Here is a 26,140-nt window from a genome sequence, read left to right on the forward strand (position 1 = left end):
CTGTCATTATTCGATTAGAAATTGGTGGTATATCGGCGATAGGCTTAATAGGCCGATATGGTGTTTGAGTTGATCGATGTATTTACCGATTTGCGATTGGCTAGCTGCTTCTATCGTAAAAACAACTTTCCCTTGATCCGACACAGCATGAATCTCTGCGCCTTTGATACCATTAATATCTGCTATCATTTCATCGGTCATATCCGGAACAACATGAGCTACAAAGCTGGCAACATGGTATTCACCGGTGCTAGCTTCTTGAATTTTTGGGTTGGAATTAAGTGCATTCATGAGTTTACTCAAATATCTATTTTGGTCGCGGCAATCGCTTGTTGAGGACATACAGATACGCATGCACCGCATTGATTGCAGGCAGAAAGGTCTAAATTTGGCTCGGCAATAGCACTATCAACATATTTAAATTTGATAGCTTGCACCTCGCAGACGTCCTGACAGCTTTGGCAAAAGACCTGATTCTTGGCAAAACACTTATCATTGATATTGAACAACGCAGGCCAAGGGCGAATGCTTTTTGCTAGGCGCGGCTCTGAGTCAATAAAAAGTGGTTGTCGACAGACTTCCTCGCACTTGCCGCAAAACGTACACTCATCTTCTTTAAAATCAATGGTTGGAAAGCCCGAATCGTCTAGCTTGATAATCTTAGTTTCACACGCATCAAGGCAATCTTTGCATTGGCTGCACTGATCTAAAAATATTGTTTCACTTTTGATCCAAGGCAAACGTAGCGATTTACTTCGCTGTGTACGTCTTCCACGAAGAAACTGTCGTCTGCCGAGATCTTCTACTGACGCTGTCATAGTTGTCTCTGCGCTACGATGTTGGTGGGCCAAATATGATTTGACTAATCCACACCATGAAGCCGTAGCTCCCGACAATCATGACCGATAAGATTGGAGCGAGAAAAACGGTAAGAAATACAAAAGTATTTCGCTCACGTTTTTTTTCTTGCTCACTTGCATTTGTGCTCATTACTGTCCCCCTAACCATTTTGCTTATGTTCATTATCCGCAAAAAGCTGAAGGCAATATTGATCGAAATCAAACTACTGAGTCATTAAGTCAATAGATGAAGTAAGAGGTGAAAAAAGGTTTTGTTTTCTACCACTTAGCGATACTAACATCGCCAAGTGGTAAATTCTTCGAATATGAATTATTCGTAGCGAAGTGATACTACCGGATTTTTTCTCGCAACAACTGTTGCATTACCACCAACCGTTAGCCACGCAACTAGCAATGAGAATAGACCAACGATGGCAAAGATTGGAATGAGCCAATAGTTTTCGATACGGTAAGGAAAACGCTCAAGCCAACTAAGCATCGCGTAGGTCGCAATTGGCCATGCGATAACATTAGCCATTGCTACAGGCTTAGAGAACTGCCACACCAAGAGCCTAACCACGTCTTTAACCTCAGCGCCCATCACCTTGCGAATGCCAATTTCTTTAGTGCGACGTTCGACAGTGAAAGCCGATAATCCATACAATCCTAAGCTCGCGACGACAATCGCCAATACTGAAAATACTAAGAATAGTTTCGCCGTAGTCACTTCTTCTTCGTATTGCGCCGCCATCATCTCACTTAAAAACTGTAAATTCAGCGGTTCCATTGGCACTTGTTGTTTCCACACAGATTCAACCTGTGACATTAAATTGGCAACATTAGACGTATTAAACGAAATACTTGCAACATTGTATCGTTGCGGATTAAGCATATACGTACTCGGTCTGACACCAAATTTAACAGAGCGAAAATAGATATCAGGGATCACACCAACTATTGTTAGATGTTGCATACCATTTACATTAGCCGCCAAAGTCTTGCCTATCGCTTGTTGAGGGTCGCTAAAGCCAAACTTCTTTGCGGCAGATGCATTCAAAATGACGCTTGCACTGCCAGTTTCGCCTTCGGCAACGTCTCTAATTTCGTCTGTACCAAACGCTTCACTGAATAATCGTCCTGCAAGCGGTTTAATTTGGTAGGCTTCAAAGAAACCGTAATCCATGTGGTGATAGTTAAGCAGCTCCTCTTGACCAACCGTACCATTTTCATCAGCGCCAATTAGCTGAAAGAAATTATTATTTTCATTATCTTGTGTAGGAGCTTCTGATGAAAATACAACGTTCGTTACCTCAGGAATTCGCATAAGCTCTTGCTTTAAGCTTGCTAAATTTTCTCTCGCTGGTCGTACATTTAACACAAGTTTATTATCACTCTGGTAACCAACATCTATGTTGTTTGAAAATACGGTTTGCCCGTAGACAACAAGTGTTGAAATAACCAATACGATAGATGTGGCAAATTGCACGATAACCAATAGCGTACGTAATTTGGCAGATGACGCCGATTCAGAACCTTTACTCGCCTTAAGAATATCACTTGGCAGAAAACGCGATAAATACAAAGCGGGATATATGCCTGCGCCAATACCAACAACCATCGCCATTGCAATTAAAGAGAACAGTAACGTAGGTTCCGAAAACAGATTTAACGTAAGGTTTGTCCCTAGCACTTCACTGTAATATGGCAGAACCAATTCCACCGCAACCAATGCGAATAACAAAGCAATTAATACTAGCGCGATTGCTTCGCCTAAGAATTGAATGGCCACTTGCGTACGACTCGCACCTAATACCTTGCGCATCACTACTTCTCTAGCACGTTTACTGGCCTTTGCGGTCGAAAGGTTCATGAAGTTAATGCAGGCAATCACCAAGACAAGACAGGCAACGACAATAAACGTATTGATCATTCGCTGATCGCCCATTGGCGTCATATCACCTAAGTTACCGGCATGTTCTTTCGCATGTAAGTGAAGATCAGGCACAGACATAATACGATGGTTAACGACGTCAGTGACTTTCATGCCATCAAAAGCGCTTCCGCCATTATCTGCAAGCATCTGCACAAACGGGCTTTCATTGTTTGCCCAATAGCTAATTCGCTGTTGAAGTTGTTCAACTGCAACATCTGGCCTCATCTTAAAATAGGTGTAAACATTGACGCTATTCCAAGTGTTCAACACGTTGTCGTTTTCGGGAAACAATGCTGGTTGTAAGTAAACTAGTAGCTCAGTGTTGAGATGGGTCGCATCGGGTAAATCTTCGATTACCCCAGTTACTGTCAATGTTGCGGTGTTTCCCGAAACACAGCATACCGTTAATGTTTCACCAATCGCGTCTGTTCGCCCAAAATATTTAAACGCCATAGATTCAGTAATGACCATATCCATCGGTTTATTAAATGATGATGCAATGGAACCATGCTTGAATGACAATGGAAAAACATCAAAAAAACTCCCGTCTACCATCGAAATCTGTTCAGGAAAAACATTGGCATCTTGACGAACTGTGATACCGAATTGAATTAATCGAACACCCGATTCCACTTCATTTTGCGCATAATCTCTTATCGCTTCCATCATACGCCCAGCTGAGCGCACGGTTAAAAACGGTTCACGGTTAGGCGTGGTATAAGCGGTATGCAGTCGCACTAAACGGTCGCTATCTTTTATCCAGGTATCATAGCCAGTTTCTTGTCGAACAAATAACAAGATCAAAATGCAGCTCATCAAGCCAACAGTTAATCCAAAAATATTAATAATTGAAAACACGCCATTTTTTACGACGTTGCGCCACGCAGTGATTAAATAATTGCGAAACATTGGAAAACCCCTCTCATTAACGGAAACACCATCTTCTTTAGCTATGTCGCAAGTTAAGCGGCACGTACGTTTTGGGTAACCACATGCCCATCAAACAACCGAACTGTTCTGCTTGCATAATCAGCATGTTCAGGGCTATGAGTCACCATCACGATAGTTGTGCCGTCTTGGTTTAGTCCTTGTAGTATCTCCATGACTTCCTGACCGTGCGCACTATCTAAGTTACCTGTCGGCTCATCCGCCAGAATCATCGCCTGATCACCAACCACTGCTCGCGCCACCGCCACACGTTGCTGCTGACCACCTGACAATTGGCTTGGCATATGTTTAGCGCGATGAGCAATTCCCACCCTATCCATAACGCGTTCAACGCGCACTTTGCGCTCGGCGGCAGAAATACCGTGATAAAGTAGCGCTAATTCAATATTTTCAAAAACGGTTAACTCATCAATTAAGTTAAAGTTTTGGAAAATAAAACCAATATGATGCTTTCGTATTGAAGAAAGCTGCTGTTCGTTATAACCCGCAATATTCTCGTTGTTAAAGAAGTAGTCCCCCGACGTTGGCGAGTCGAGCATGCCTATAGTATTCAATAGCGTAGACTTACCGCAGCCTGATGGCCCCATAATGGCGACGAATTCTCCTTTTGCTATTTCCAGATTTACATTGTTCAGAGCAGTAGTTTCAACATCACCTGTTTGATATACGCGCGATAAGTTGTGTAGTTTTAACATGTTAAAATCCTTATATTTTATGTGCTCAATGCCTGTGATATTGGTGCATTGGCGTCAATCTGTGTTTGGTTTAGTATTTTGAGCAAGTTGCCCTAGTTAAAATTAAGTCGTTGCATGTCTTGGTAGCTGCCATAAGGGCTAGTAACAACGCGTTCCCCTACTTCAAGCCCTTCAATGACTTCAATAAACTGACTGTTTCTGCGACCAAGTCGAACATTGCGACGCACTGCCTCAGTACCGTCGGTAGTCACTACGAATAGCCATTTACCCCCAGTGTCTTGGTAAAAAGCGCCATTAGGAATGAGTGTCGCTTTGCTTGCATCGCCCAGCGTTAATTTCACTTGCATGGTTTGTCCGCGACGAATAGCTGGTGGCTGTTGATCTTCAAAGATGAAATCAACTTCAAATTGTCCGTTCTGAACATGCGGGTAAACTTTTGAAATTCGCAGTTGGTATCCTTCAAACATCGCTTTCTGGCCAATATCTACGCGGCCGAGATAAAATTCGTCGATAAATGCCGTCAATTTGTAGTCATCAGGGCTATCGATTTGTCCAATACGCTCGCCTCTAGCAATGCTTTGACCCACCTCAACATTGAAGCCAGACAGTTTGCCTGCTACAGGTGCACGCACATTCATGTTGTCAAGATTTTGTCTGGAAATGGCTAAATTGCTTTCTAAGCGTGCGCTGGTTTCTTTTAGAAAAGCCAATTGCTCTTCCTGCATTTTGGCGTCTGAGGCCTGACTCTCTCGTGTCAGTTGCAAGCGGCTCTTATACCAATGTAACGTGTCACGCGTATCTTCATATTGCGATTGATGGACAGCACCCGTTGCAACCAATGCTTCTTCTCTGGCCAACTGCCTTGTCAGCAGCTTAATCTGATGCTCAATATCAACGATATTACGTTTGTGTGCGAGACGATTTTGTTCAAGATTCAATTCAATTGAACGCATGTTGTTTAGCTGTTCAGCAACACGTGCTTCATTGCCCAACACATTGAGTTGTAATGACGCATTAGACAGCTCGACAATTAAATCTCCAGCTTTCAGATTGGCACCATCCTCAATTAATATACGCTCAACGCGCCCACCTTCTATGGCGTCTAAAAAGACCGTTTTAGCTGGCGTTACTCGGCCACGAATAGGAATAAAATCTTCGAAGGTTCCTGTGGTTACCTCAGAAATAACAACGCGACTATTATCAACAACCAACACCTTGTCGCTTGTTTTACTGGCAATAATGAAAATAAGCGCGCCAATTACGGCGATCACCGTCACTATCATTAACCATTTTTTATAAGCGCTTGCTGGCGTATCTATCTTTTTATCCATCCCTGCGCCTGAAACTGCAGGATTAGGATTTTCTTTCACTTCATTGAGTACAGTATTAGGTCTTGTCATCTTCGAATTACTTTGTATTCTTTGTTGAATAGTTAATATGATTACAAGAACCATTCCAACCTGTAACCAATTGAATTAACGATAAAAATTATCGTTACCACTAAAAAATGTCGTTTTTAACTGTACGTTTATGAACACTTGATGTACGTTAATGAACACTTTCTCGAATTGAATTGCATAACCATTAAATGAAAAAAAACGGTAAGGTACTCATTGTTGACGACGACGAAGACATTCTGACGGCCGGAAAATTACTCTTAAAGCGTCACTTCTCTCACGTCAGTACCTGTAATTTGCCTGAACATATTCCACTGTTTATTAAAGAACAATCGTTTGACGTTATATTGCTTGATATGAACTTTGGTCCAGGTGAAAGTTCAGGAGCACATGGTCTATATTGGTTACAGCAAATTATGGCAATTGACCCAAGTAGCATTGTCATTTTGATCACCGCCCACGGTAGCTTTGATATCGCTGTAGAAGCGATGAAACTGGGTGCCACCGACTTTATCGCCAAGCCGTGGCAAAATGAAAAAATGATTGCAACGGTGTCTACCGCTGTCGCGTTAAGCCAAAGTCGGCACGAAGCCAAACAACTAAGAGTAGCAAATCAGGCACTTGCTCAAGCCAGCAATCAGAGTTTAGGCCAAACAATTATTGGACAATCTGCTTCGATGGAGCATGTCCATTCATTAATAGCACGTTGTGCACCAACCGATGCCAATGTCATGATTTTAGGTGAGAACGGCACGGGCAAAGAATTGATCGCCAGAGAAATTCACCAACGTAGTACACGTGCAGATCAGGTATTCATGTCAGTAGACTTGGGGGCAATAGCGGAATCACTGTTTGAAAGTGAGCTATTTGGTCATAAGAAAGGAGCATTTACTGGCGCACAGAAAGATCGCATGGGGCGCTTGTTAGCCGCTGACGGGGGAACACTGTTTCTGGATGAAATAGGTAACTTGCCGATGCACCTGCAAGCAAAGCTGTTAACAGTACTGGAACAAAGAAAGGTTACACCGATTGGTGAAAACGAAGCTATTCCCTTCGATGTGAGAGTTATCAGTGCAACTAATGTTGCTATAACGCAATTATGTGACGAGCAGTATTTCAGACAAGACTTGCGGTTTCGATTAAACACAGTAGAAATAAATCTACCTAGCTTGCGCGAGCGGCGGGACGATATAGAGGCTATCGCTAACCATTATATTGGCGTCTACTGCAAAAAATATCACAAACCTACATTAGCGTTGGCAAATGACGCGTTATGTGCCCTTCGGCAATACACGTGGCCGGGTAATATCAGAGAACTCAAACATACCATTGAGCGTGCTGTAATTTTATGTCAGTCATCACAACTTAGTGCCAGTGACTTTCAACTCGCTGCACCTACTGAACCCCCTATCGCGCCGACAACCGCAACATTAACAGCAAACGAAGCAAAAAAAACTGACGCATTCACATCAAGCGATTCAAGGCAAGAATTTCCCTTAGACGATGACAATCTGAATTTGGAACAAATCGAGAAAGTTACCGTTGCGCGTGCATTAAAGAAGCATCGTTACAACATTAGTCATGCAGCAAAAGAGTTAGGATTAACGCGCGCAGCACTGTACAGAAGAATGGAAAAACATGGCTTATAAAAAGTTTTCGCTGCTGGTGATTATACGCACGTTGCTGGCAATCATGACGCTGGCAGCACTATCAGTGATTATAGGGTTTGAAGGCTATCAGGCAACCATGCTTGTTTTGGCATTGTTACTTGTCTTGCAGTTATTTGAACTCACACACTTTATCACCAAAACAAATCAAGAGCTGGTACGCTTTTTTTCCGCTGTGCGACACGCCGACTTTTCTCAACGTTTTGAGTTCAAAGGCGTTGGAAGTGGCTTTGAAGAACTAGGGCAAATGTTTAGTGACGTACTTAAACGTATTCAGCATGAACGTAATATAAACGAAGAAAAGCTACAACACATGAGTGCGATTGTTGAACATGTGCCTGTACCGCTAATAAGTATTTATTCTGATAATAAGGTATCGCTGTGGAACAACAGCGCTCGCCAGCTCTTTGGCAGACATAGCGTAACCAAAACCGACGACTTAGTTAGCTTAGATGCACATTTTTTGGAAGCGATTCAATCATTACAACTTGGAGAGAAGCGCCTTGTTAGTCTGACGCTTGATCAAATGGAACATCGGCTTTTGGTATCATGTTCTGAGTTTATGAGCACTACGCACCGTGAAACGCTTTACAGCCTGCAAGATGTACAAAGTGAAATTGCCAGCACGCAAATTCAAGCATGGCAGGAGTTAGTCAGTGTCCTAACACACGAAATCATGAATAGCATTACGCCCGTTGCCTCATTGGCTAAAACGACCGTTGACTTAGTAGAAGACGTACAAGATAAAACACAAGATGCTAATAATCAAGCATGTACCGACATCAGAGAGGATCTGCACGACATACACGAAGCGGTACAAACCGTTGCCCGACGGAGTGAAAACCTTACCCATTTTGTGAACAGTTACCGCCAACTCACCAAGCTTCCTACGCCTAATAGAAAACCACTAACTATTACATCGTTGTTTTCACACGTTACCCAAGTATTCACTCAAGAGTGGCATAGCAAAGGTATCAGACTAACAACTCATATTTCGCCTAGTTCGCTCGACGTGTACGCCGATCATCATATGCTCGAACAAGTCCTGATAAACTTGCTTAGAAATGCTGAACAAGCCGTAACTGATCAAGCCACCAAACAGGTTTCATTATCTGCATTCCTTAATCCTAGGGGCCATGTAGTAATTGAAGTAACAGACAATGGTACTGGCATTGCATCAGACATTGTTGACCAGATTTTCGTACCATTTTTCACCACAAAAAAAGATGGTTCAGGGGTTGGATTAGCACTAACGCGCCAAATCATGTTGGCGCACAATGGAAAAGTGTCGCACCACACGAACACTGAGGGTGGTGCAACGTTTAGGTTGATATTTTAAGGTAAGGTAACGAGCTTGCGGCCAAATGCATAGAGTAGCCGCTATTTCTTTTGCATTGTCAGCTTAGTTTGCCGTATAGCAATGTCGATAAATATTAACTAGCATGTGTCATCACATCGCATCATTTACTTTAGACAGCACCTGTTCAAACTGACGATATTCTTCTGGTGCTAACACGCTATTAAACATTTGTGCCAAGTCATGATAAACCGCTTGCTGAGTATGCAAGAATAGCTTTCTGCCATTTTCGGTAAGCAATATATGCTGTGCTCTGGCATCATATTGGCAGGCAACACGCTGGATCAACCCACGCTTTTCCAGTTTGTTCACCATTAAACTTGCCGAAGATTTCTGCACTTGCATCTCTGCCGCCAGCGCAGACAAATGCGTACTGTCGTCATGTTCCACTGCGCCCGGATCAAATTCTGCGCTTTCGGCAACATGCACACACTGCAAATATTCAAACTCACTGTAACTCAAACTATGTTCTTTGCTGGCAAAGTTGTGTTTATTCCAAGTTTTGGTAATAAGTCTTTGCAGCTTTATCAAAGAATCTTCTAGTGCCATATCGTTCATTTCGCATTCGTTAGATTGCCAAACAAAATACCACACTAACACCGTCTACCGTACCAATTATCCGATAAAAAATTGCCTGAATTAACATCACATTACCTAACTCGGCAAAAATATAGTTTGACTACCTAACTAAAACAGCAATAATAGTTAGGAAATCTAACCATATTCACTTAAACCGGAATTGTTTACTTAAACCGGAATTGGAGCACGTAATGACTAACCAACTCGCTAACCAGCACAACATTTGGAATGACGAATCAGTAAACGATTATGTATCTCGTTGGGGGGAACTCCCACTACATGAAAAGATTCCACAACTTTGTCAGATAAAACCAAGTGATACAGTTCTTGATATTGGCTGTGGCAGTGGCGCCGCTGTAAGAGCTATTGCTAACATGCTTAGCTCTGGAAGTGTCGTTGGAATCGATCCAACCCCTCGCATGCTCACATTGGCTCAAGAGCTCACATCAACAGCATTACTCCAAAATAAAGCCACTTTCATTGACGGTAGCGCAGAAAAAATTCCCATGGCAGACGCAAGTTGCGATGTCGTTGTTGCGGTAAATACACTGCATCATTGGCAAGATATCGATATCAGCTTTGCGGAAGTGAAGCGTGTGCTAAAACCAAATGGCCGATTTATCTCGATAGATGATATCTGGGAAGAAATGACAGCGCATCCGATGGGAGACGTTGAAGAGTTAACCGCTAATGAAGCATACGATCTCAAATCAACGAAAGACATTATGCAACTTCTGCAAGATAAAGGATTCCAACAAATAAGCTGCGAATTTCATAGGCGATCTGATCTTGAGGCGTCTGTGATTATTGCACACTTATAGTTAACAGAGGTTTTATTAGAGGGCGATTATGCAACATCCTGAGTTACAGCAATCACATTGTCAGTTCGCGACTGAACGACTTCGCATTAAACATGTGGAACAGGAATGTTTCAACCTCGACACAACACCTACCTTCGCCACACAATTACTCAAGTTGTTAACGCCTAGTGTCACCAAAGAGTTACCAGACAATTGGCAAAATATCACTACCGTTGAACAAGCTGAATGCTGGTGGCGAGAACGGATAGAGGAAGGCTCTGTTTTACTGATAAAAGAGCATAACTCAGATGAGTTCATTGGTCTGATGTTCCTACATGACGCTAACTCGCCAGAATTAGAGCGCAAAAACATTCATTTAGGGTACCTATTTAAGGCGTCGACGTGGGGCAAAGGTTATGCAAGTGAGTTGCTCGCTGGCTTTGTCTTATGGTGCGAGCAACAAGGAAATGTAGGCTCACTCATTGGCGGAGTCACACCACAAAATAAAGCGTCAATTCGCGTATTGGAGAAAAATGGTTTTAACCGTGCGTCTCATAGCGAAATTGACGGTGCCAGCTATTTTTTTGAACGACAAATAAAAAATGCATGTTAGATTTCATACTTTTTCACACCGCTATAAAGGTAATAGCTCGTTACCGTGCTCTACGCCACTTTGCCCTGACTATCACGCGATTTCACAGAACTGTCGCATGTAAAAAATGATATCTGCTCAAGTAAACGCCTGGCTTGTTCTTCCATAGCATTACTAGATGCGGAAGAACGTTCAACGAGCGCCGCGTTTTGCTGAGTCATGGTGTCCATTTGTGATACCGCTGCACTGACTTCATTTATGCCCGATGCTTGTTCTTGGCTTGCCGTACTAATTTCAGTGATTTTCTGTACCACCTCAGTCACAGAATTCACCACTTCTTCAAAGGTAGTGCCCGTATTATTGACCAACTCACTGCCGTCATTAACAGCGTCAACACTATTATTAATAAGCCCTTTGATCTCTTTTGCTGCTGATGCGCTGCGCTGTGCCAGATTACGCACCTCGCTAGCAACAACGGCAAAGCCTTTACCTTGCTCACCCGCGCGCGCTGCTTCAACAGCCGCATTCAATGCCAGTAAGTTAGTTTGAAAGGCGATTTCATCAATCACGCTAATAATGTCTGATATTTTTTTACTCGACTTTTGAATTGCTTCCATCGCATCAACAGCTTCTGCGAGTACTTTGCCACCAGAGGTTGAGATTTCCATCGCACTCTTAGACAAACTGGTCGCATCGACTGCATTGGTTGCATTTTGTTGAATCGTTGCAGCCAATTCTTCCATTGCTGATGCTGTTTCTTCAAGACTGGAAGCTTGTGATTCAGTGCGATGACTGAGCTCTTTATTGCCTTTTGCCAGCTCTGTTGATGTGCCAAAGACTGCGCCCGACGCTTGACGAATATCCTCAACCAATTGGCTTAACTTTTCCAAAAGCGCATTCATCGCTTGCGTCAGCACATTGAATTCTTCACCATAATCTTGCGTAATTCGTTGAGTTAGATCACCTTCCGTCATCGCAATAATGACAGTCTTTATGTCCTCAATTGCACGTTTCCTTTGCGTAATATCAGTCGCATATTTGACCACTTTAAACGGCTTGCCGCTTGAGTCAAAAATCGGATTATAAGACGCTTGAATCCATACTTCTTTTCCGCCCTTGCCTAGACGCTTATACTCACCCGCATCAAATTCGCCGTTGTTCAATCGCTGCCAGAAATCCTTGTATTCACCGCTTTTTGCGTATTCAGACTCGGCAAACATACTATGATGTTGGTTTTGTATTTCCTCAAGCCGATACCCTGTTGTCTGCAAAAAATTCTCATTGGCGGTAATAATCGTGCCGTCCATATTAAATTCTATCACCGCTTGTGATTTGCTGATTGCAGCAATCTGCCCTTCGTAGTCAGCTGCTTGTTTTTTCTGCGCGGTGATGTCAGTGGCAAACTTGATAACCTTCACCGGCTTATTGTTCTCATCAAGAATCGGATTGTAAGATGCTTGAATCCAAATTTCATTTCCCGATTTGCCAATGCGCTTGTATTCGCCGCTATCAAATGTCCCTTTGGCAAGTCGTTGCCAGAATGCTTTGTATTCACTGCTATTTGCATACGAAGGCTCAACAAACATTCGATGGTGTTGCCCTTTTATTTCTTTCAATGAATACCCTACCGCACTCAAAAAATTATCATTGGCGGTGATAATGTTTCCTTCGAGGTCAAATTCAATGATCGCTTGCACACGATGCAACGCTTCGACCTGAGCTTTTAGAAAATGATGATGATCTGTCTGTTTGTTGTTTTGCGAATTCCAAAACATGGTAACTGTCCTTGTATATGTACAAAACGATAATGAAAGGATTATGGTGCTATTTAATCATTAGTAATGAATTGCGAAATATGCAAATGCATTGATCATAAAATTTGAAATAAATTTAGTCTGTTCCGCCATAAATCATTGTACAAATGTTTCGTTTTCTATATTCAGCAAACACTTACGCTTTTTTACACGCCCTGACAATCAACGGTGCTTCTTTTGCAACAATCCCTTGATGTTGAACAACAACATCAATTTGACTAAAGGAGCTCATATGAATATTCAACAGCCCAGCGCAAACATAAACACCGTTACCCCATTAACATCTGCCCCCAAAATGAACACGTCGAGCAAGTTAGGTATATCGGATTCACTCGCCACTTTAGGCTCACAAGTACGTGGCAGTACGGAAGTACGTGAGTTTATGGGAGAAATGAAGCAAGCAATGCACAACGGGACATTTGATGCGGCAACATTCGCCGAAACTGCCCCTCAAGCACTGAAAGACATTGCCGCAAATGAAGGCGTTGATCTAAAAAAGGAATTTCAAAAAATGCAGGAGCACTTTTCACAGCGAAAAACTGGTAGTGTTCCCACCAACATTTCAGTTGATACTTATCAAGCATTAAAGAGTCAGAGCCAAATAGCCAACGCGGGCCAAATTTCGTTGTCGGCATAGTAGTTCAAAATGAGCTGGCAGTTTTTTGCCAGCCCATTTCTTGGTGGTCGCTAACCTACTGGATGCATAAATGTTTTTCATCTATTACGCCCGAAATCGTAATGTGCTATTTCAGCCCGCTGTGAGCACTACAGCTCTAGCATACGAAATTCAAAGGCTGCGGATACCCACAAAAGATAAAACCTACCAACTTCACACTTATTGAGATTGATAGGTGATTAACTGTTTAGGCTTAAGGTTCTCAATTACCTTAGCATCTACCCAATATCTTTTACCTACGTAATTTTGACTGCCATCTTCTCTTACTTGCCACTCTCCTCTGGTAAAAAACAGATATTTTCCATCATACGATACCCAAGGAGAGCTTTCCTGATACTCTGTATTAATCTGCGGCCCCATATTGATTGAACGAGACCAAGAGCCGTCGCTTTGTTTAAAACTAATATAGATATCCGCTTGCCCGTGTCCGTCTTCTCGTTCTACATCCCAAATTAAGTAGGATTCATCGGGCGCAATAAAGGGATGCGCGATGTATTCCCCCGTGTTGATCTCATCATTCAACTTGACTGGCAGTGTGTATTTTCCATCTTCCAACCGTGAATAACCCAAGTTACCACGCCCGTTATCTTCCTTTTTAAAGAATGGAAAAAAGTAAGTACCATTAGCAGAAACTGAAAGACCATGTGCTTGCTCTTTTAAGAAATCGCCGTGACTCTTGGGTGCAGACCAGCCTGTAGACGTTCGTTTCCGATAGCGTTTTCCTTGGTACATTACATTGCCGTCGCCAGAAAATAACGGCCATCTTATGTCGGTTTCAGATTCCTTACCCCAGCGATTGTTTTCGTAGCGAATCACAAAAAATGTACGCTTTTTATATTTGCCATTTTTCCTTGTAAAGTAGTACTCCTTCATATCAGGCGTGAACATACCACCTTCAAAGCTTCCTTCTGGCGATACGATTTTAGGAGCAAAAAGTTTCGGCATTAAGCCTGGCGGCTTTTCACCAAAATACTCACGCTCAGAGACTGGAGTATTATTGTTACCATAACTCATACCACTCATAGATATGAGTGAACATAGCAGACAAACTGACATACCAGTACGATTCATAATTTCCCCTTCCTTTAAATCAAACAATTAACTGATTTGCATTTTCTTTCATTGATGGATTAAGTGTGATTAAGCAAAAAATCACTATATACAAACCAATTTAAAATACCTGACGTCCTTATGACGTTTAGGTGATTTTGCGCTGATAAGGGATCAGAATTGCCAGCTAGATATGAGAAAATTCTTTTGACTTGGAATGTAGATGAACAATCTAAAAATGTGGGGAACAACCCACTGAAATTAGCAGTTTAGAGCAGAAAATAAAAAACCCAGCATTTAGCTGGGTTTGAATAAATTTTTTGATTAAAAGTGATTTATATTTACACTTTTAAAGTAAACGTTTAGAACGGAATATCGTCATCAAAATCAATCGTTGGCTCTTGTGGATTTACTTTAGCCTGTTGATTTTGCTGCTGAAAGCCACCTTGTTGAGGAGCTTGCTGTTGGAAGCCACCTTGCGGCTGTTGAGGTGCTTGCTGTTGGAAGCCACCTTGCGGTTGTTGAGCTGCTTGCGGTTGGAAACCACCTTGAGATTGCTGAGGTGCTTGCTGTTGGAAGCCACCTTGTGGTTGTTGAGCAGCTTGCTGTTGGAAACCACCTTGAGATTGCTGAGGCGCTTGCGCTTGGAAGCCACCTGACTGTGCACCTGTACGAGAGTCTAACATCTGCATGTCATTTACGATGATTTCAGTTGTATATTGATCAGCACCTTGTTGGTTCTGCCACTTACGTGTTTGCAAACGACCTTCTAGATAAACTTTTGAACCTTTCTTTAAGTACTCACCGGCAATTTCAGCAAGACGTTGATACATTACAATGCGATGCCATTCTGTCTTTTCTTTTTGTTCGCCGGTTTGTTTATCTTTCCATGATTCAGAAGTCGCAACCGTAAAGTTTGCCACAGCGCCGCCATTTGGCATAAAACGAACTTCCGGATCTTGCCCTAAATTTCCAACAATAATGACTTTATTAATACCACGACTGGCCATGTTTATTCCTACTGGTTTGGCAGTAACTTCGAAGTTACTGACTTAAAAGCGATTATGAACATCTTAGCGCGATCATCGCTTTACTTGTTAAAAGGTTAAGAGGATCATTCTAACACTGTCTCAAATTTTCTGGTAGTTTCGGATCAAATTTAAATGATACTACTTATACCAATCCGCATAAAGAATTGCCCACTTAGAATGACATGGGTGACATTAGAACAAACGAAATAAGTGTAGATATAGTTGTTCTACATTAAGCTTATTTTGTGCAGTTATCATGTTGCCCATGCATTCCCAAAGGGCGAGTTTTAAAGGCTTATACGGATTGGTATTACCTATAAGACAGCTGGTTTTTATATGGGTTTCGTTATACTCAACACCACCGATGATTTTACATTGCTTGAAACAAATACCTTTCCATTGTGTGTCTAATATCTTCAGGGATTTTCATCGACTGCTGTGTTTGATAATCAAAATATACCATCACTGCCGTGCCGGACGCTTTCTTTTCATTGTCTTGCCAAAGTTCTTGATACACATCAAATGAGGAACCACCTATTCGGCCAATGTAAGTACGCACTTCCATTGATTTGCCATAATACATTTGCCCATGAAAACTAACGTCGATTTTCGCCAGAATTAATTGCCAAGCATTCAAGTCAAGTTCTGGCATGAACCACCTGAATACCGGATCTCGTGCCCCCTCAAACCAAACAGGGATCATTGTATTATTAATATGCCCAAGTGCGTCAGTATCACTAAAGCGCGGGGAAAATGTTTCACTGAAATAATTCACATAACTTCTCTATTATTTTGGGGTGAATGCCAATTACCGCAAGTTGTTTTTATACTTGCGCGAACTATAGTATGCTCAAACTAATCACTCGCATAATAACAACAATACCATGACAGATTTCATTGAAATATACCCTGATGCACTTTCACCTGAATTTTGTGAGCAATTTATCGCGCATTTTGAGCGTTCCCCCCACAAAAACCAAGGGCGAACGGGCGGTGGAGTAGATGCCAGCAAGAAGCTGAGTGAAGATATTTATCTCAATCAACATCCAGAGTTTCAGCAAGAATTAGCGGCGATTACGCAAGCTTGCACAGATAAAGTGACTGAATACGTCAGCAAGTACTTTTTCACATTAATAAGTGGTATCTCAATCACATTGCAACACCCAGAAACGCAAGAACCAGTTGTGCTTACCGCTGACAATTTTGAAGAGCTTGGCAAACCCAACGCATTTAACCTTTTACGATATTTATATCGCCTAGCACCTATCAACGCACAAAAATACAAACAAAACGAAGGCAATTACCAATACTGGCATTCTGAAATATATCCTCAGCTTGGCCATAATGACGCACTTCATCGCAGCTTGTTATTTTTGATTTACCTCAATGATGTCGAAGAAGGTGGCGAAACAGACTTCTATTATCAGGAAAAATCGATAGCGCCAAAAGCTGGAACCATGATTATTGCCCCTTGTGGCTTTACCCATACCCATCGCGGCAACATCCCACGTTCGAACGACAAATATGTATTAACGTCTTGGGTCATGTTTAACCCAGCACAACAAATTTATACCCAACCCAAATAGTATAGAGAGTTTGCATGAAATCTTTTTTACTCGTCTGTTTAACCTTATTAAGTTTTATTGCTACAGCTGGACCTGGAGAAAAAGCCCCCGACAGAAAAACTGGTAAGGGCCCGTACAAACGCCTGATATTACGTGGTGGTATTGTCGTTAATGGTGAAGGGGCTCCTGCAAGAGGACCGATGGATATCGTCATTGAAAATGATCGCATCGTCCGCATTGTCAGTGTAGGAAACCCAGGGGTGCCAATAAAATCAAATCATCGCCCTGTCGCTCGTGATGGCGATATCGAAATTGATGTAGAAGGCCAATATATTTTACCCGGATTTATCGATATGCACGGCCATATTGGTGGTAGCGCTGACAATATACCCGCAGAATACGTTTTTAAACTATGGCTGGCTCACGGCATCACAACCGTACGAGAGCCCGGTAGTTTTAACGGCATAGACTGGGTAATGGATCATGTAGAACGCAGTAACGAAAACACGATTGCAGCACCAAGAATTATCCCATATCTGGGTTTTGGTATGGGTAATAAAGCCCCGATTACAACACCTGAAGAAGCTAAAAAATGGGTGAAACGCGCAGCTAGGCAAGGCGCAAAAGGGGTGAAATTTTTTGGTGCCACACCTGACATCATGAAAGTCGCATTAGACGAAATTAACAAGCAAGGCATGCGTAGCATGATGCACCACGCCCAGCTCGACGTGACGAACATGAATGTTATCGACTCTGCTCGCCTTGGATTAACCACCATGGAGCATTGGTATGGCTTACCCGAAGCACTGTTTGAACACCAACACATTCAAAACTACTCGCCCGACTACAATTATAACGACGAGCAAAATCGTTTTGGCGAAGCTGGCCGATTATGGCAGCAAGCCGCGACACCCGATAGCGAAAAATGGCAACAAGTCAGGGATGAACTAATCGCGCTCGATTTCACGCTCAACCCAACAATGACCATATATGAAGCAAGCCGTGATTTAATGCGTGAAATGAATGCCGACTGGCATGATGAATACACGCTACCAACGTTGTGGAATTTCTTTCAGCCGAATCGATATGCCCACGGCTCTTACTGGTTTGATTGGACAACTGACGATGAAATTGCCTGGAAGAAAAACTACCAGCAGTGGATGACATTTTTGAATGACTACAAGAATCATGGTGGTCGTGTCACCACAGGATCAGATTCAGGCTACATCTTTAAGATATATGGTTTTGGTTATATTCGTGAACTCGAATTACTACGTGAAGCTGGTTTTAACGCCTTAGAAGTGATTCAATCTGCCACCATCAATGGCGCTGAAGCATTAGGACTTGCTGACGAGATAGGTTCTATTCGTGTTGGTAAAAAAGCCGATTTAGTCATTGTTGGCGATAATCCATTACGTAATTTCAAAGTACTGTATGGTACAGGACACTTTAAGTTAGACGCGAACAACCGTCCGACTCGCAGCGGTGGTGTTAACTATACTGTCAAAGATGGCATTATATACGACGCTAAAGAGCTGCTCGAAGATGTACGCGAGATAGTTGAGGCTGCCAAACGGGCGGAATAATCTGAAGCGTTGAACCCTATAATGAAATCGCGTCGCAGCATTCGTATTTGCATGTTGCGACATTTTCCAACCGATGATAACTTAAATACAGTCGTTTGTTGTTGTTAACGAGAGATAATTTGAATCAATCATTTGTCATTTATTGTCTGCTAGTATTTTATCTCTTGATATGCACGCCCATAGCATATGCATCACCGGCTTTGTCTATTAAAATAGCGCCATTGGCTAAACAAAGTGAAACAGAGCGCATTCAGGTATATCAACGCATACTTACTGATATTTTCGCTGAACAAAATGACATATCTATTGACGAAAACACCCTCATTTCAAAATTTTCAAGCGATGAAAATCACTTCTATTTGTATTTAGGTCAACGTCCCCCTAGCAAAACATGGCAACGTGCTGCGCTTAATATTGATCGCTCAGATCCAATCTATGTGATTTATGATAAAGAACGTTTAACCATAAGCGATTTAACGGATTTGATCCCGCTAAAAGTCACATCACCGCTCAATCAAGCTTGGATCAAAGATGTTGGTATTCCAAACACCCCTATCGCAATTAATAACTTAATGAGCGTTGAGCGACTATTGACCAACAAGAAAGTTGATGCCGTTGTTCTTTCTGGCGAGCAGGTCTATCTTGCCAATCACGACAATAAGTTTCAGGTCGATGTGCTAGTCTCTGGACAGCCCATATATTTATATTTTCCAGATTCTCCGAAAGGCGATCAATTAAGGCAACGATTTGATCAACAATTCTTAACTATGATACAAACAGGGCGAATAAAGCAACTATTTGCCAATGACGCGCTACTGACCAAGGCAAATATCCAAACACCTGCACTAACAAACACCATCAATTGGCATATTGTGCCGAAGGTTTATAATCCGAAAACGAACGAACTTGAGACATCGAGTTTTGAACTAACGTTTACACAAACACTTAAATCCTTAATGCCAAATTACCAATTCTCTACAACGGTAATCAGTGGACGAATGGCACAATCTAAGCTGGCAAGTACGCAACCAACCTGTGTATTAAACGCAATTAAATTAGATGATGAAGGGGTTTATAAGTCGCACACCACGTATCAATTTTTACAGCCGCAACTATACCAACATCACAGTGCAAATAAAACACTGCGCTATGACGATGTTATTGAGCTTGCCGATATGCTTACACAGAATTCACAGCTGGTTATCGGGATCCCTGAGGGCGTAATCGCCAAGAAGTTGGCCGGTCATTTGTCGCCGAAACTTTATCAGCGACTTAAGATATTTGAGCCTTTAAGATACCAGCAAATGGTTGACATGTTTTTAGCAAAGCGCATCGACGCTATCATAATCTGGCCATCCCTTTTACAAGAACTACTACCTGATGCCGCGGTTGCCCGAAAACTCGACAGTCAACTACTGAGCACTTCACTGTTTGAGGACATTCCTGCATTTATCGCTTGTAACTTATCGCCAACAAACCGAGACTTTATCATGCAAGTAAACAGCTTACTTGAGCAGTCAGAACAAAGGGACATACTTTTTGCCCCCTATTTCAATGGTCTTGACGATGCAACACAATACCGCTTAAAAGAAAAGCTCAACTTTACAATCACTCAGTAGCGACGAGCCAATATTCATTACCGAAGCTATAGCAATCGTTTTAGCAATCTGTCGACCTTAGCCATTTTTACGCGTTTGATTAGTCTACGTGGATGCTCTGGATAATCGTCAATGCGCTCAAGCTGATCAAAGTGGCTTAATGACGTAGTATGTTGACAAATGGCATCATGCTCCTGTGCAAAGGCTTGTGTTAATAACCCTTGCTTATCTTCCAGCAGTAACCCATTTTCAATATCGAGTAACCATGCTCTGGGATTGAGATTACTCCCCGTTAGCAAATATTGGCGTTGATCAACATTTATTCCTTTAAGATGAAAACTGTTGCTTTCATGCTGCCAAAGTCGAATATCAAGTAATCCTTTATCAATAAACGCCTGATAACGTTTCACAAATCGCGCCAAAATGGTCTCATAAATATAAGGCACAATTCCGATAAAACTAAAAGGCTTGTCCTCAGGGATAAAAAAGTCATTCGCACGTTTATCACCTACAACAATCGTAACAGCAACGCCACGCTTCATGGCATTTACAATTTCTTTCGTTAGTCGGCGAGGCAAATTAAAATATGGTGTGTAAAGACATACCGTTGACTGACTTGAACGAATCAATTCAACAATGTGCTGGTTGAGTAAGTTTTTTCTGCGCCCTAACCCCAGCAAAGGTGTAACAGCGAGTGGCAATAGTTCAGTGCCTTCCGCCTGATATCGATGCTTTTGCACCAAACGACGAGTACGTTTACTTAGCTTAGTCACCTCTGCTTTTGATGGTAACTCTGGCGCCAATAAATCAGTATGTGTTCCGTTTGAGATAAAAGCCGCATTGATGAAGTTGACAATGCTATCTGCTAGCGATTTCGATTGCAGTGAGAAATAGCGATCTAAACGGTATCGGTCACTCACATGAAGATAAACATTATTGATGCTGGCACCTGAATAGAGCACTTCATCATCAAACACCATGCCTTTTAAATGCAACACGCCAAATAGTTCTTTTGGTTTTATTGCCACGCCCAAAACGTCAATTGCCGTTTCGTAAGTTTGTGCGATTTTTTGATACCACTCGCGATTACCGCCGTGGGCTTTTTCACCAATTAATCCTCGAATAGCTCGATGATGATCCACTATCACTTTCACATCGAGCGAAGGATTGCGTTTTTTGGCGTCAAAAAGTGCCTGCAATACCGATTGCCCCGCTTCATCTTCCTGCAAATACAGTGCAACAATGTAGATGCGTTGTTTGGCATTGGCGATGCTGGTTAAAAGCTGCTGATGAAACGATTTTGCTGTAGGCAAAATAGAAAAGTCATCGGAATTAAGTCCGATGACATTGGTATGTTTTAACATATATGGATCTGTTTAACTTCCAGTTAATAACACTGTCGTATTCAAATTGTGTCTACTAAAGCGTCAAGTGTCATTGATAATATTGAATAAAGCACATTAAACAACACACTGAGGTTATTTATCAAGATAATCCGTATCACCACATATAGAATTCATCGAATCACATACTGATTTGAAGCCACTCTTTTACCAATTGAAATAAACATTGGACCAGCTATGAGCACTGACAAGAAAATTAAGACAAAGCAAATTGATGTCTCGTACGGTCATTCTGCAACAAAGAAATTTGTGAAGTGATCACTTTCCCGACAAACTCTTAATGACAATTTTAAATTGCCATTTGTATCAATCTCCAATAATACAAATGGCCAAATAGAATTAAATCTTCATCGCCAATTCTGCCGCTTGTCTGATGGCTCGTTTAGCATCTAATTCAGCCGCAACATCAGCACCACCTACCAGGTGAACATTCACATCAGCGTCTAGTAATTGCTGATATAGACTACGTTCTGGTTCCTGTCCCGCACAAATAATGACATGATCAACATCTAACACTTGCGATTCACCATTAACTTCGATGTGTAGTCCTGCGTCATTTATCTCTTTGTAAACAACGCCCGGTATCATGCTGACGCCGTTCTTTTGCAACGTTGAACGATGAATCCAACCGGTCGTTTTACCTAGTCCAGCCCCGACTTTAGTCGTTTTACGTTGTAAGAGGTAAATTTCTCTATCGGTTGGGGTATGTTCGGGTTGTGGCAGCAATGCTCCGTCGTGTTTAAAGCTCTTATCTACGCCCCAGTTGCTTAGCCACTTGTCAGGATTAGTCGCCAAAGACTCTCCCTCTGCCAGAAAACACGCGACATCAAAACCAATACCGCCGGCACCAATAATAGCCACTTTCTGACCAACAGGTTCCTTGTCACGCAACACGTTTAAGTAACTTTTTACTTTTTCATGTTCAATGCCCGGAATATTTAACTGACGCGGCACGATGCCTGTTGCCAGAATTACTTCGTCAAACCCTGCCTCAATTAGTGACTCAGGCGTTTGTTCACTATTAAGTTGAATATCAACATTCCAGTTTGCTAACTGTTTATTAAAATACCTCAAGGTTTCGTAAAATTCTTCTTTGCCTGGCACCTGCTTAGCGTAATTAAACTGGCCACCAATCTCACTCGCTTTGTCAAACAACGTCACTTGATGGCCTTTTTCTGACGCATACACACTAAATGCCATACCAGCTGGGCCTGAGCCAACGACAGCGATTTTCTTTCTGGTGGGTGATTGCACGAATTTAATTTCAGTTTCATAGCAGGCCATTGGATTAACCAAACATGACGCTCTGAGCTGTTTAAATACGTGATCTAAACATGCCTGATTACAACCAATACATGTGTTTATTTCGTCACTTTTATTAGCCGCAGCCTTATTCACAAATTCAGGGTCAGCAAGGAATGGTCTCGCCATAGAAACCATGTCAGCATGCCCTTTAGCAAGTACATCTTCTGCCACTTCAGGCGTATTAATGCGGTTTGTAGTAACAAGCGGTACTGACACTTCTTTTTTCATTCGTTCAGTGATCCAAGTAAAAGCAGCCCTAGGCACAGACGTAGCAATTGTTGGAACGCGCGCTTCATGCCAACCAATACCTGTATTGATAATGGTTGCACCTGCCTGTTCTACGGCCTTTGCCATTGTTACAACATCTTGCCAGCTATTGCCACCTTCGACCAAATCTAACATCGACAACCTGAAAATGATGATAAACTTCTCGCCGACTTTGGCACGTACAGCTTTAATAATCTCGGTTGCCAATCGCATGCGATTCTCAATGCATCCCCCCCATTCATCAGTACGCTTATTCACGCGCGCACAACTAAACTGATTGATGAGATATCCTTCCGAGCCCATTATTTCTACCCCGTCATAGCCAGCTTTAGCAGCCAAACTTGCAGAGTAAGCAAAATCTTTTATCGTGCCCTTTATTTGGCGCACTGACATTTCTTTTGGCGTGAATGGATTGATCGGTGCTTTAATCTTACTTGGACCAACATTAAACGGATGGTAGGCATATCGACCAGCATGCAATAACTGTAAGCAGATTTTGGTAGGATACTTATGTACAGCATCTGTAATTATACGATGCTTGTTTGGATGCCAAAAACGACTCATTTCACTGCCAAATGGTGCCAATCGCCCTCGCGTATTCGGGCTAATGCCACCGGTTACAATGAGGCCAACACCACCTTTTGCACGCGCTTCATAAAACGCAGCCAGCTTTTCAAAGCCCCCTTTTTCTTCTTCAAGCCCTGTATGCATTGAACCCATTAAGACTCTATTCTGTATGGTTGTGAAACCTAAATCGAGTGGCTCTAGGAGGTTTGGATACTTTGATGTCGTTGTCATATGTCACTTCTTTCATATTTGGTCTAACCAGTTGCTTAATAAAATAGTAGTTCAAACTGAAAAACACAAGCTTTATTTTGACACCTGTCAGATAGTAAACTTTTGGTTAGGATTTATTATTCTTATTGGCCAAAATTCGCCAATATGTATACTTTCAGTTAAGCTTATTTTAGGACTATTACTTAGTAATTCTTCCAGTTATATGAAATTACAGCGTAAAAGAAGCTTCAAAACGCATTTGATTCATATGTGGTTTATCAGGTGACAACACCACTCATTTAAACTATTTCGCTGAATAATCATTGATTCTGTCGAACAGCATTTATTTTCATAAGAGAGGCTGCCTTTGAACGAGCTTAAAGAACAATTGTTAGATGAACTTATTTCTCATCTTACGCAAGAATTAGACGCCTTGTTATTAGCTGCGGAATCTGCACACACAGCGTCTACGGATGACGAATCTGTGGCAGAAACACAATATGATACATTGGCCATTGAAGCGGGCTATTTGGCAGAAGGTCAATCACAAAGAGTGACCGCATTGACGCAAGAGAAAATGGCATTAGAGTCACTCGCCGAACAAATGACAGAACACACCCATGTCAGGCTCGGCACTTTTGTCCAGCTGGCAAATGATGAAGCAAGTAATGCTTGGTTTTATTTGTCTCCGGCTTGCGCGGGTTATCGAACGAACATTGACGGCCACGAAATTACGGTAATTACCCCAAAATCACCTATGGGTTCGGCATTGGTAGGTAAAGCTGTTGATGATGAAGTTAGGCTCAATCTCGCCAATCAAAGAATTACTGACGAGATTGTTGCTATTCTTTAAGGACGAAGGATTGCTTTAATTTCTGAAATATCAGCCACTTTGTCATCTATTTTCAAATAAGCAACGGCCTCGGTGTGAACCAATGTTGCTTCTATCACACCAGGCATGTTGATCAATTGATCAGCGATTTCTTCAGCTTGCTGTTCACAACTAATTGTGGTGGATAAACTGTAACTTTTCGATTTTTTCAATGGTTTCATGCCAAGGGCTGCAACCAGCCATAGCAAGCTAGCGCCAGCCATCACTAAAAATATAGCATTTTCGGAGTAGGTTGTAGCTATAACGCCGCCAATTAGCCCTCCAGCAAATGCCCCTAGGAATTGGCTACTCGAGTAAATTCCCATAACACTGCCTTTCACGCCCGCTGGTGCTAAACGCGACAAAATCGATGGCATAGTCGCTTCCAGATAATTGAACGCAGTGAAGAACAAACCCACCATTATAACGAGACTTAGCAAAGATGAAGGTAACAGCCATAACAATGCCAACGATGTAGTTAATAGTAATACCGCACCAGCAAACATTTGTTTTTCTTTCTGTTTGCGAATGGCATAAATCATAAACGGTACCATTAAAAAGAACGAGCCGAGTAGCACAGGTAGGTATAGCTTCCAGTGACTATTCAGTGCTAAACCCGCCTCAACAAACTGTTTGGGTAATGTTACAAAACAGGCCGTCAATGTCATATGTAAAACGAAAACACCAATATTAAGTCGGCTTAGCTGACTGTCTTTCATCAGCTTTGTAATTTGCTCGGGTAATGCGACACTATCGCCCTTAGGTGCTTTATGAACAGAATAAGGCACTAAGAACTGCACTAACAACATGCCAAATATTGTAAGCACTGCAGTTAACCAAAATAGTCCAGATAAGCCATAACTTTCAGCAACAATTGGCCCTAAGATCATAGCCGCCGTGAATGACAAGCCAATAAACATACCAATCGTTGCCATTACTTTAGGGCGTTGCTCTTCTCTACTTAAATCAGCAGCCAACGCTAATACCGCACTGGCAATCGCCCCCATTCCCTGTAACGCACGCCCCAGCACTACTCCATAAACAGAATCAGACAATGCAGCCACAATACTGCCAATCAGAAAGACTAATAAGCCACTCAAAATTACTGGTTTACGACCAAATTTGTCTGACAACATGCCCATAGGAATTTGCAGCAACGCCTGCGTTAAGCCATAAGCACCTATTGCCAGTCCTATCCAGATAGGACTGTAGCCAACCAGTTCTTCGCCATAAATAGCAAATACAGGTAAAATCATAAACAGACCTAGCATGCGCAAACCAAATACCGCGGCGAGCGAAAAAGCAGCTTTTTTCTCTATGCTATTTAAACCTGAATGACTCATAATACGGGCGTTCGACCTATGTGTGTGTACCAAAATTCGCGCTAGTT

At 42.1% G+C, this 26,140-nt stretch carries 22 protein-coding genes and 1 pseudogene; 9 read left to right on the forward strand and 14 right to left on the reverse strand.

Annotated features, from left to right (window positions below; genetic code table 11):
- Nucleotides 1–6: 6 nt before the first annotated feature.
- From ACSLUK_RS08180 to ACSLUK_RS08205, 6 genes are all read right to left on the reverse strand, one after another.
- Nucleotides 7–291 carry a chaperone NapD gene (locus ACSLUK_RS08180; protein WP_448548060.1) on the reverse strand — a complete coding sequence of 95 codons (285 nt, stop codon included), beginning with the start codon at nucleotides 289–291 and terminating at the stop codon, nucleotides 7–9.
- Nucleotides 292–299: 8 nt separating this feature from the next.
- Nucleotides 300–818 carry a ferredoxin-type protein NapF gene (gene napF, locus ACSLUK_RS08185; RefSeq protein ID WP_448548061.1) on the reverse strand — a complete coding sequence of 173 codons (519 nt, stop codon included), beginning with the start codon at nucleotides 816–818 and terminating at the stop codon, nucleotides 300–302.
- 13 nt (nucleotides 819–831) lie between these two features.
- On the reverse strand, nucleotides 832–990 hold the full coding sequence (gene napE / locus ACSLUK_RS08190; protein WP_448548062.1) for a periplasmic nitrate reductase, NapE protein: 159 nt from the start codon (nucleotides 988–990) through the stop codon (nucleotides 832–834).
- A 180-nt stretch (nucleotides 991–1,170) separates the two neighbouring features.
- On the reverse strand, nucleotides 1,171–3,681 hold the full coding sequence (locus ACSLUK_RS08195) for an ABC transporter permease (RefSeq protein ID WP_448548063.1): 2,511 nt from the start codon (nucleotides 3,679–3,681) through the stop codon (nucleotides 1,171–1,173).
- A gap of 53 nt (nucleotides 3,682–3,734) precedes the next feature.
- Complete coding sequence (locus ACSLUK_RS08200; protein ID WP_448548064.1) at nucleotides 3,735–4,415, reverse strand: ABC transporter ATP-binding protein; 681 nt, start codon at nucleotides 4,413–4,415, stop codon at nucleotides 3,735–3,737.
- Nucleotides 4,416–4,507: 92 nt separating this feature from the next.
- The gene (locus ACSLUK_RS08205; protein WP_448548065.1) at nucleotides 4,508–5,815 is read right to left on the reverse strand and encodes an efflux RND transporter periplasmic adaptor subunit; all 1,308 of its coding nucleotides are present in this window, start codon (nucleotides 5,813–5,815) and stop codon (nucleotides 4,508–4,510) included.
- Between the two features lie 188 nt (nucleotides 5,816–6,003).
- Here ACSLUK_RS08205 and ACSLUK_RS08210 point away from each other — a divergent pair, with 188 nt between their 5' ends.
- Together ACSLUK_RS08210 and ACSLUK_RS08215 are read left to right on the forward strand one after the other, a co-directional pair.
- A complete protein-coding gene (locus tag ACSLUK_RS08210; RefSeq protein WP_448548066.1) occupies nucleotides 6,004–7,461 on the forward strand; it encodes a sigma-54-dependent transcriptional regulator in 1,458 nt (485 codons plus the stop codon).
- Nucleotides 7,451–8,818, forward strand: coding sequence for a sensor histidine kinase (locus tag ACSLUK_RS08215; protein ID WP_448548067.1), 1,368 nt, complete (start codon nucleotides 7,451–7,453; stop codon nucleotides 8,816–8,818). Before ACSLUK_RS08210 ends, ACSLUK_RS08215 begins: the two co-directional genes overlap by 11 nt.
- Nucleotides 8,819–8,929: 111 nt before the next feature.
- Here the strand turns inward: ACSLUK_RS08215 and ACSLUK_RS08220 are convergent, their stop codons facing one another.
- Entirely contained in the window at nucleotides 8,930–9,394 is a 465-nt protein-coding gene (locus tag ACSLUK_RS08220) for a MarR family winged helix-turn-helix transcriptional regulator (RefSeq protein WP_448548068.1), read from the reverse strand.
- A 212-nt stretch (nucleotides 9,395–9,606) separates the two neighbouring features.
- On the opposite strand from ACSLUK_RS08220, the gene ACSLUK_RS08225 reads away from it, so the two are divergent.
- On the forward strand, nucleotides 9,607–10,236 hold the full coding sequence (locus ACSLUK_RS08225) for a class I SAM-dependent methyltransferase (protein WP_448548069.1): 630 nt from the start codon (nucleotides 9,607–9,609) through the stop codon (nucleotides 10,234–10,236).
- 28 nt (nucleotides 10,237–10,264) lie between these two features.
- Nucleotides 10,265–10,828: a GNAT family N-acetyltransferase gene (locus ACSLUK_RS08230; protein ID WP_448548070.1), complete on the forward strand. Its 564-nt coding sequence runs from the start codon at nucleotides 10,265–10,267 to the stop codon at nucleotides 10,826–10,828.
- Between the two features lie 50 nt (nucleotides 10,829–10,878).
- Here ACSLUK_RS08230 and ACSLUK_RS08235 read toward each other — a convergent pair.
- A pseudogene (locus ACSLUK_RS08235) lies at nucleotides 10,879–12,525 on the reverse strand (methyl-accepting chemotaxis protein); the annotation flags it as partial.
- A gap of 328 nt (nucleotides 12,526–12,853) precedes the next feature.
- Here ACSLUK_RS08235 and ACSLUK_RS08240 point away from each other — a divergent pair.
- Complete coding sequence (locus tag ACSLUK_RS08240; RefSeq protein WP_448548071.1) at nucleotides 12,854–13,258, forward strand: hypothetical protein; 405 nt, start codon at nucleotides 12,854–12,856, stop codon at nucleotides 13,256–13,258.
- 198 nt (nucleotides 13,259–13,456) lie between these two features.
- On the opposite strand, the gene ACSLUK_RS08245 is transcribed toward ACSLUK_RS08240, so the two are convergent.
- The 3 genes from ACSLUK_RS08245 to ACSLUK_RS08255 form a co-directional block, all read right to left on the reverse strand.
- Nucleotides 13,457–14,368, reverse strand: a complete 912-nt coding sequence (locus ACSLUK_RS08245; protein ID WP_448548072.1) for a TolB-like translocation protein — start codon at nucleotides 14,366–14,368, stop codon at nucleotides 13,457–13,459.
- 341 nt (nucleotides 14,369–14,709) lie between these two features.
- The gene (locus tag ACSLUK_RS08250) at nucleotides 14,710–15,357 is read right to left on the reverse strand and encodes a single-stranded DNA-binding protein (protein WP_448548073.1); all 648 of its coding nucleotides are present in this window, start codon (nucleotides 15,355–15,357) and stop codon (nucleotides 14,710–14,712) included.
- A gap of 391 nt (nucleotides 15,358–15,748) precedes the next feature.
- Nucleotides 15,749–16,153, reverse strand: a complete 405-nt coding sequence (locus ACSLUK_RS08255) for an acyl-CoA thioesterase (RefSeq protein WP_448548074.1) — start codon at nucleotides 16,151–16,153, stop codon at nucleotides 15,749–15,751.
- Nucleotides 16,154–16,262: 109 nt separating this feature from the next.
- Here ACSLUK_RS08255 and ACSLUK_RS08260 point away from each other — a divergent pair, with 109 nt between their 5' ends.
- From ACSLUK_RS08260 to ACSLUK_RS08270, 3 genes are all read left to right on the forward strand, one after another.
- On the forward strand, nucleotides 16,263–16,964 hold the full coding sequence (locus ACSLUK_RS08260) for a 2OG-Fe(II) oxygenase (protein WP_448548075.1): 702 nt from the start codon (nucleotides 16,263–16,265) through the stop codon (nucleotides 16,962–16,964).
- Between the two features lie 14 nt (nucleotides 16,965–16,978).
- Nucleotides 16,979–18,529: an amidohydrolase family protein gene (locus tag ACSLUK_RS08265; protein WP_448548076.1), complete on the forward strand. Its 1,551-nt coding sequence runs from the start codon at nucleotides 16,979–16,981 to the stop codon at nucleotides 18,527–18,529.
- A gap of 200 nt (nucleotides 18,530–18,729) precedes the next feature.
- On the forward strand, nucleotides 18,730–20,148 hold the full coding sequence (locus ACSLUK_RS08270; protein WP_448548077.1) for a transporter substrate-binding domain-containing protein: 1,419 nt from the start codon (nucleotides 18,730–18,732) through the stop codon (nucleotides 20,146–20,148).
- Between the two features lie 26 nt (nucleotides 20,149–20,174).
- Here the strand turns inward: ACSLUK_RS08270 and pssA are convergent, their stop codons facing one another.
- Nucleotides 20,175–21,491, reverse strand: a complete 1,317-nt coding sequence (gene pssA / locus ACSLUK_RS08275) for a CDP-diacylglycerol--serine O-phosphatidyltransferase (RefSeq protein ID WP_448548078.1) — start codon at nucleotides 21,489–21,491, stop codon at nucleotides 20,175–20,177.
- 378 nt (nucleotides 21,492–21,869) lie between these two features.
- Entirely contained in the window at nucleotides 21,870–23,900 is a 2,031-nt protein-coding gene (locus ACSLUK_RS08280) for an oxidoreductase (RefSeq protein WP_448548079.1), read from the reverse strand.
- 346 nt (nucleotides 23,901–24,246) lie between these two features.
- Between ACSLUK_RS08280 and ACSLUK_RS08285 the strand changes: the two genes are divergently transcribed.
- Nucleotides 24,247–24,732, forward strand: coding sequence for a GreA/GreB family elongation factor (locus tag ACSLUK_RS08285; protein WP_448548080.1), 486 nt, complete (start codon nucleotides 24,247–24,249; stop codon nucleotides 24,730–24,732).
- On the opposite strand, the gene ACSLUK_RS08290 is transcribed toward ACSLUK_RS08285, so the two are convergent.
- Nucleotides 24,729–26,093 carry an MFS transporter gene (locus ACSLUK_RS08290; RefSeq protein ID WP_448548081.1) on the reverse strand — a complete coding sequence of 455 codons (1,365 nt, stop codon included), beginning with the start codon at nucleotides 26,091–26,093 and terminating at the stop codon, nucleotides 24,729–24,731. The two genes, ACSLUK_RS08285 and ACSLUK_RS08290, sit on opposite strands and share 4 nt — an antisense overlap.
- Nucleotides 26,094–26,140 lie beyond the last annotated feature (47 nt).

It is taken from the genome of Thalassotalea fusca (assembly GCF_053485835.1).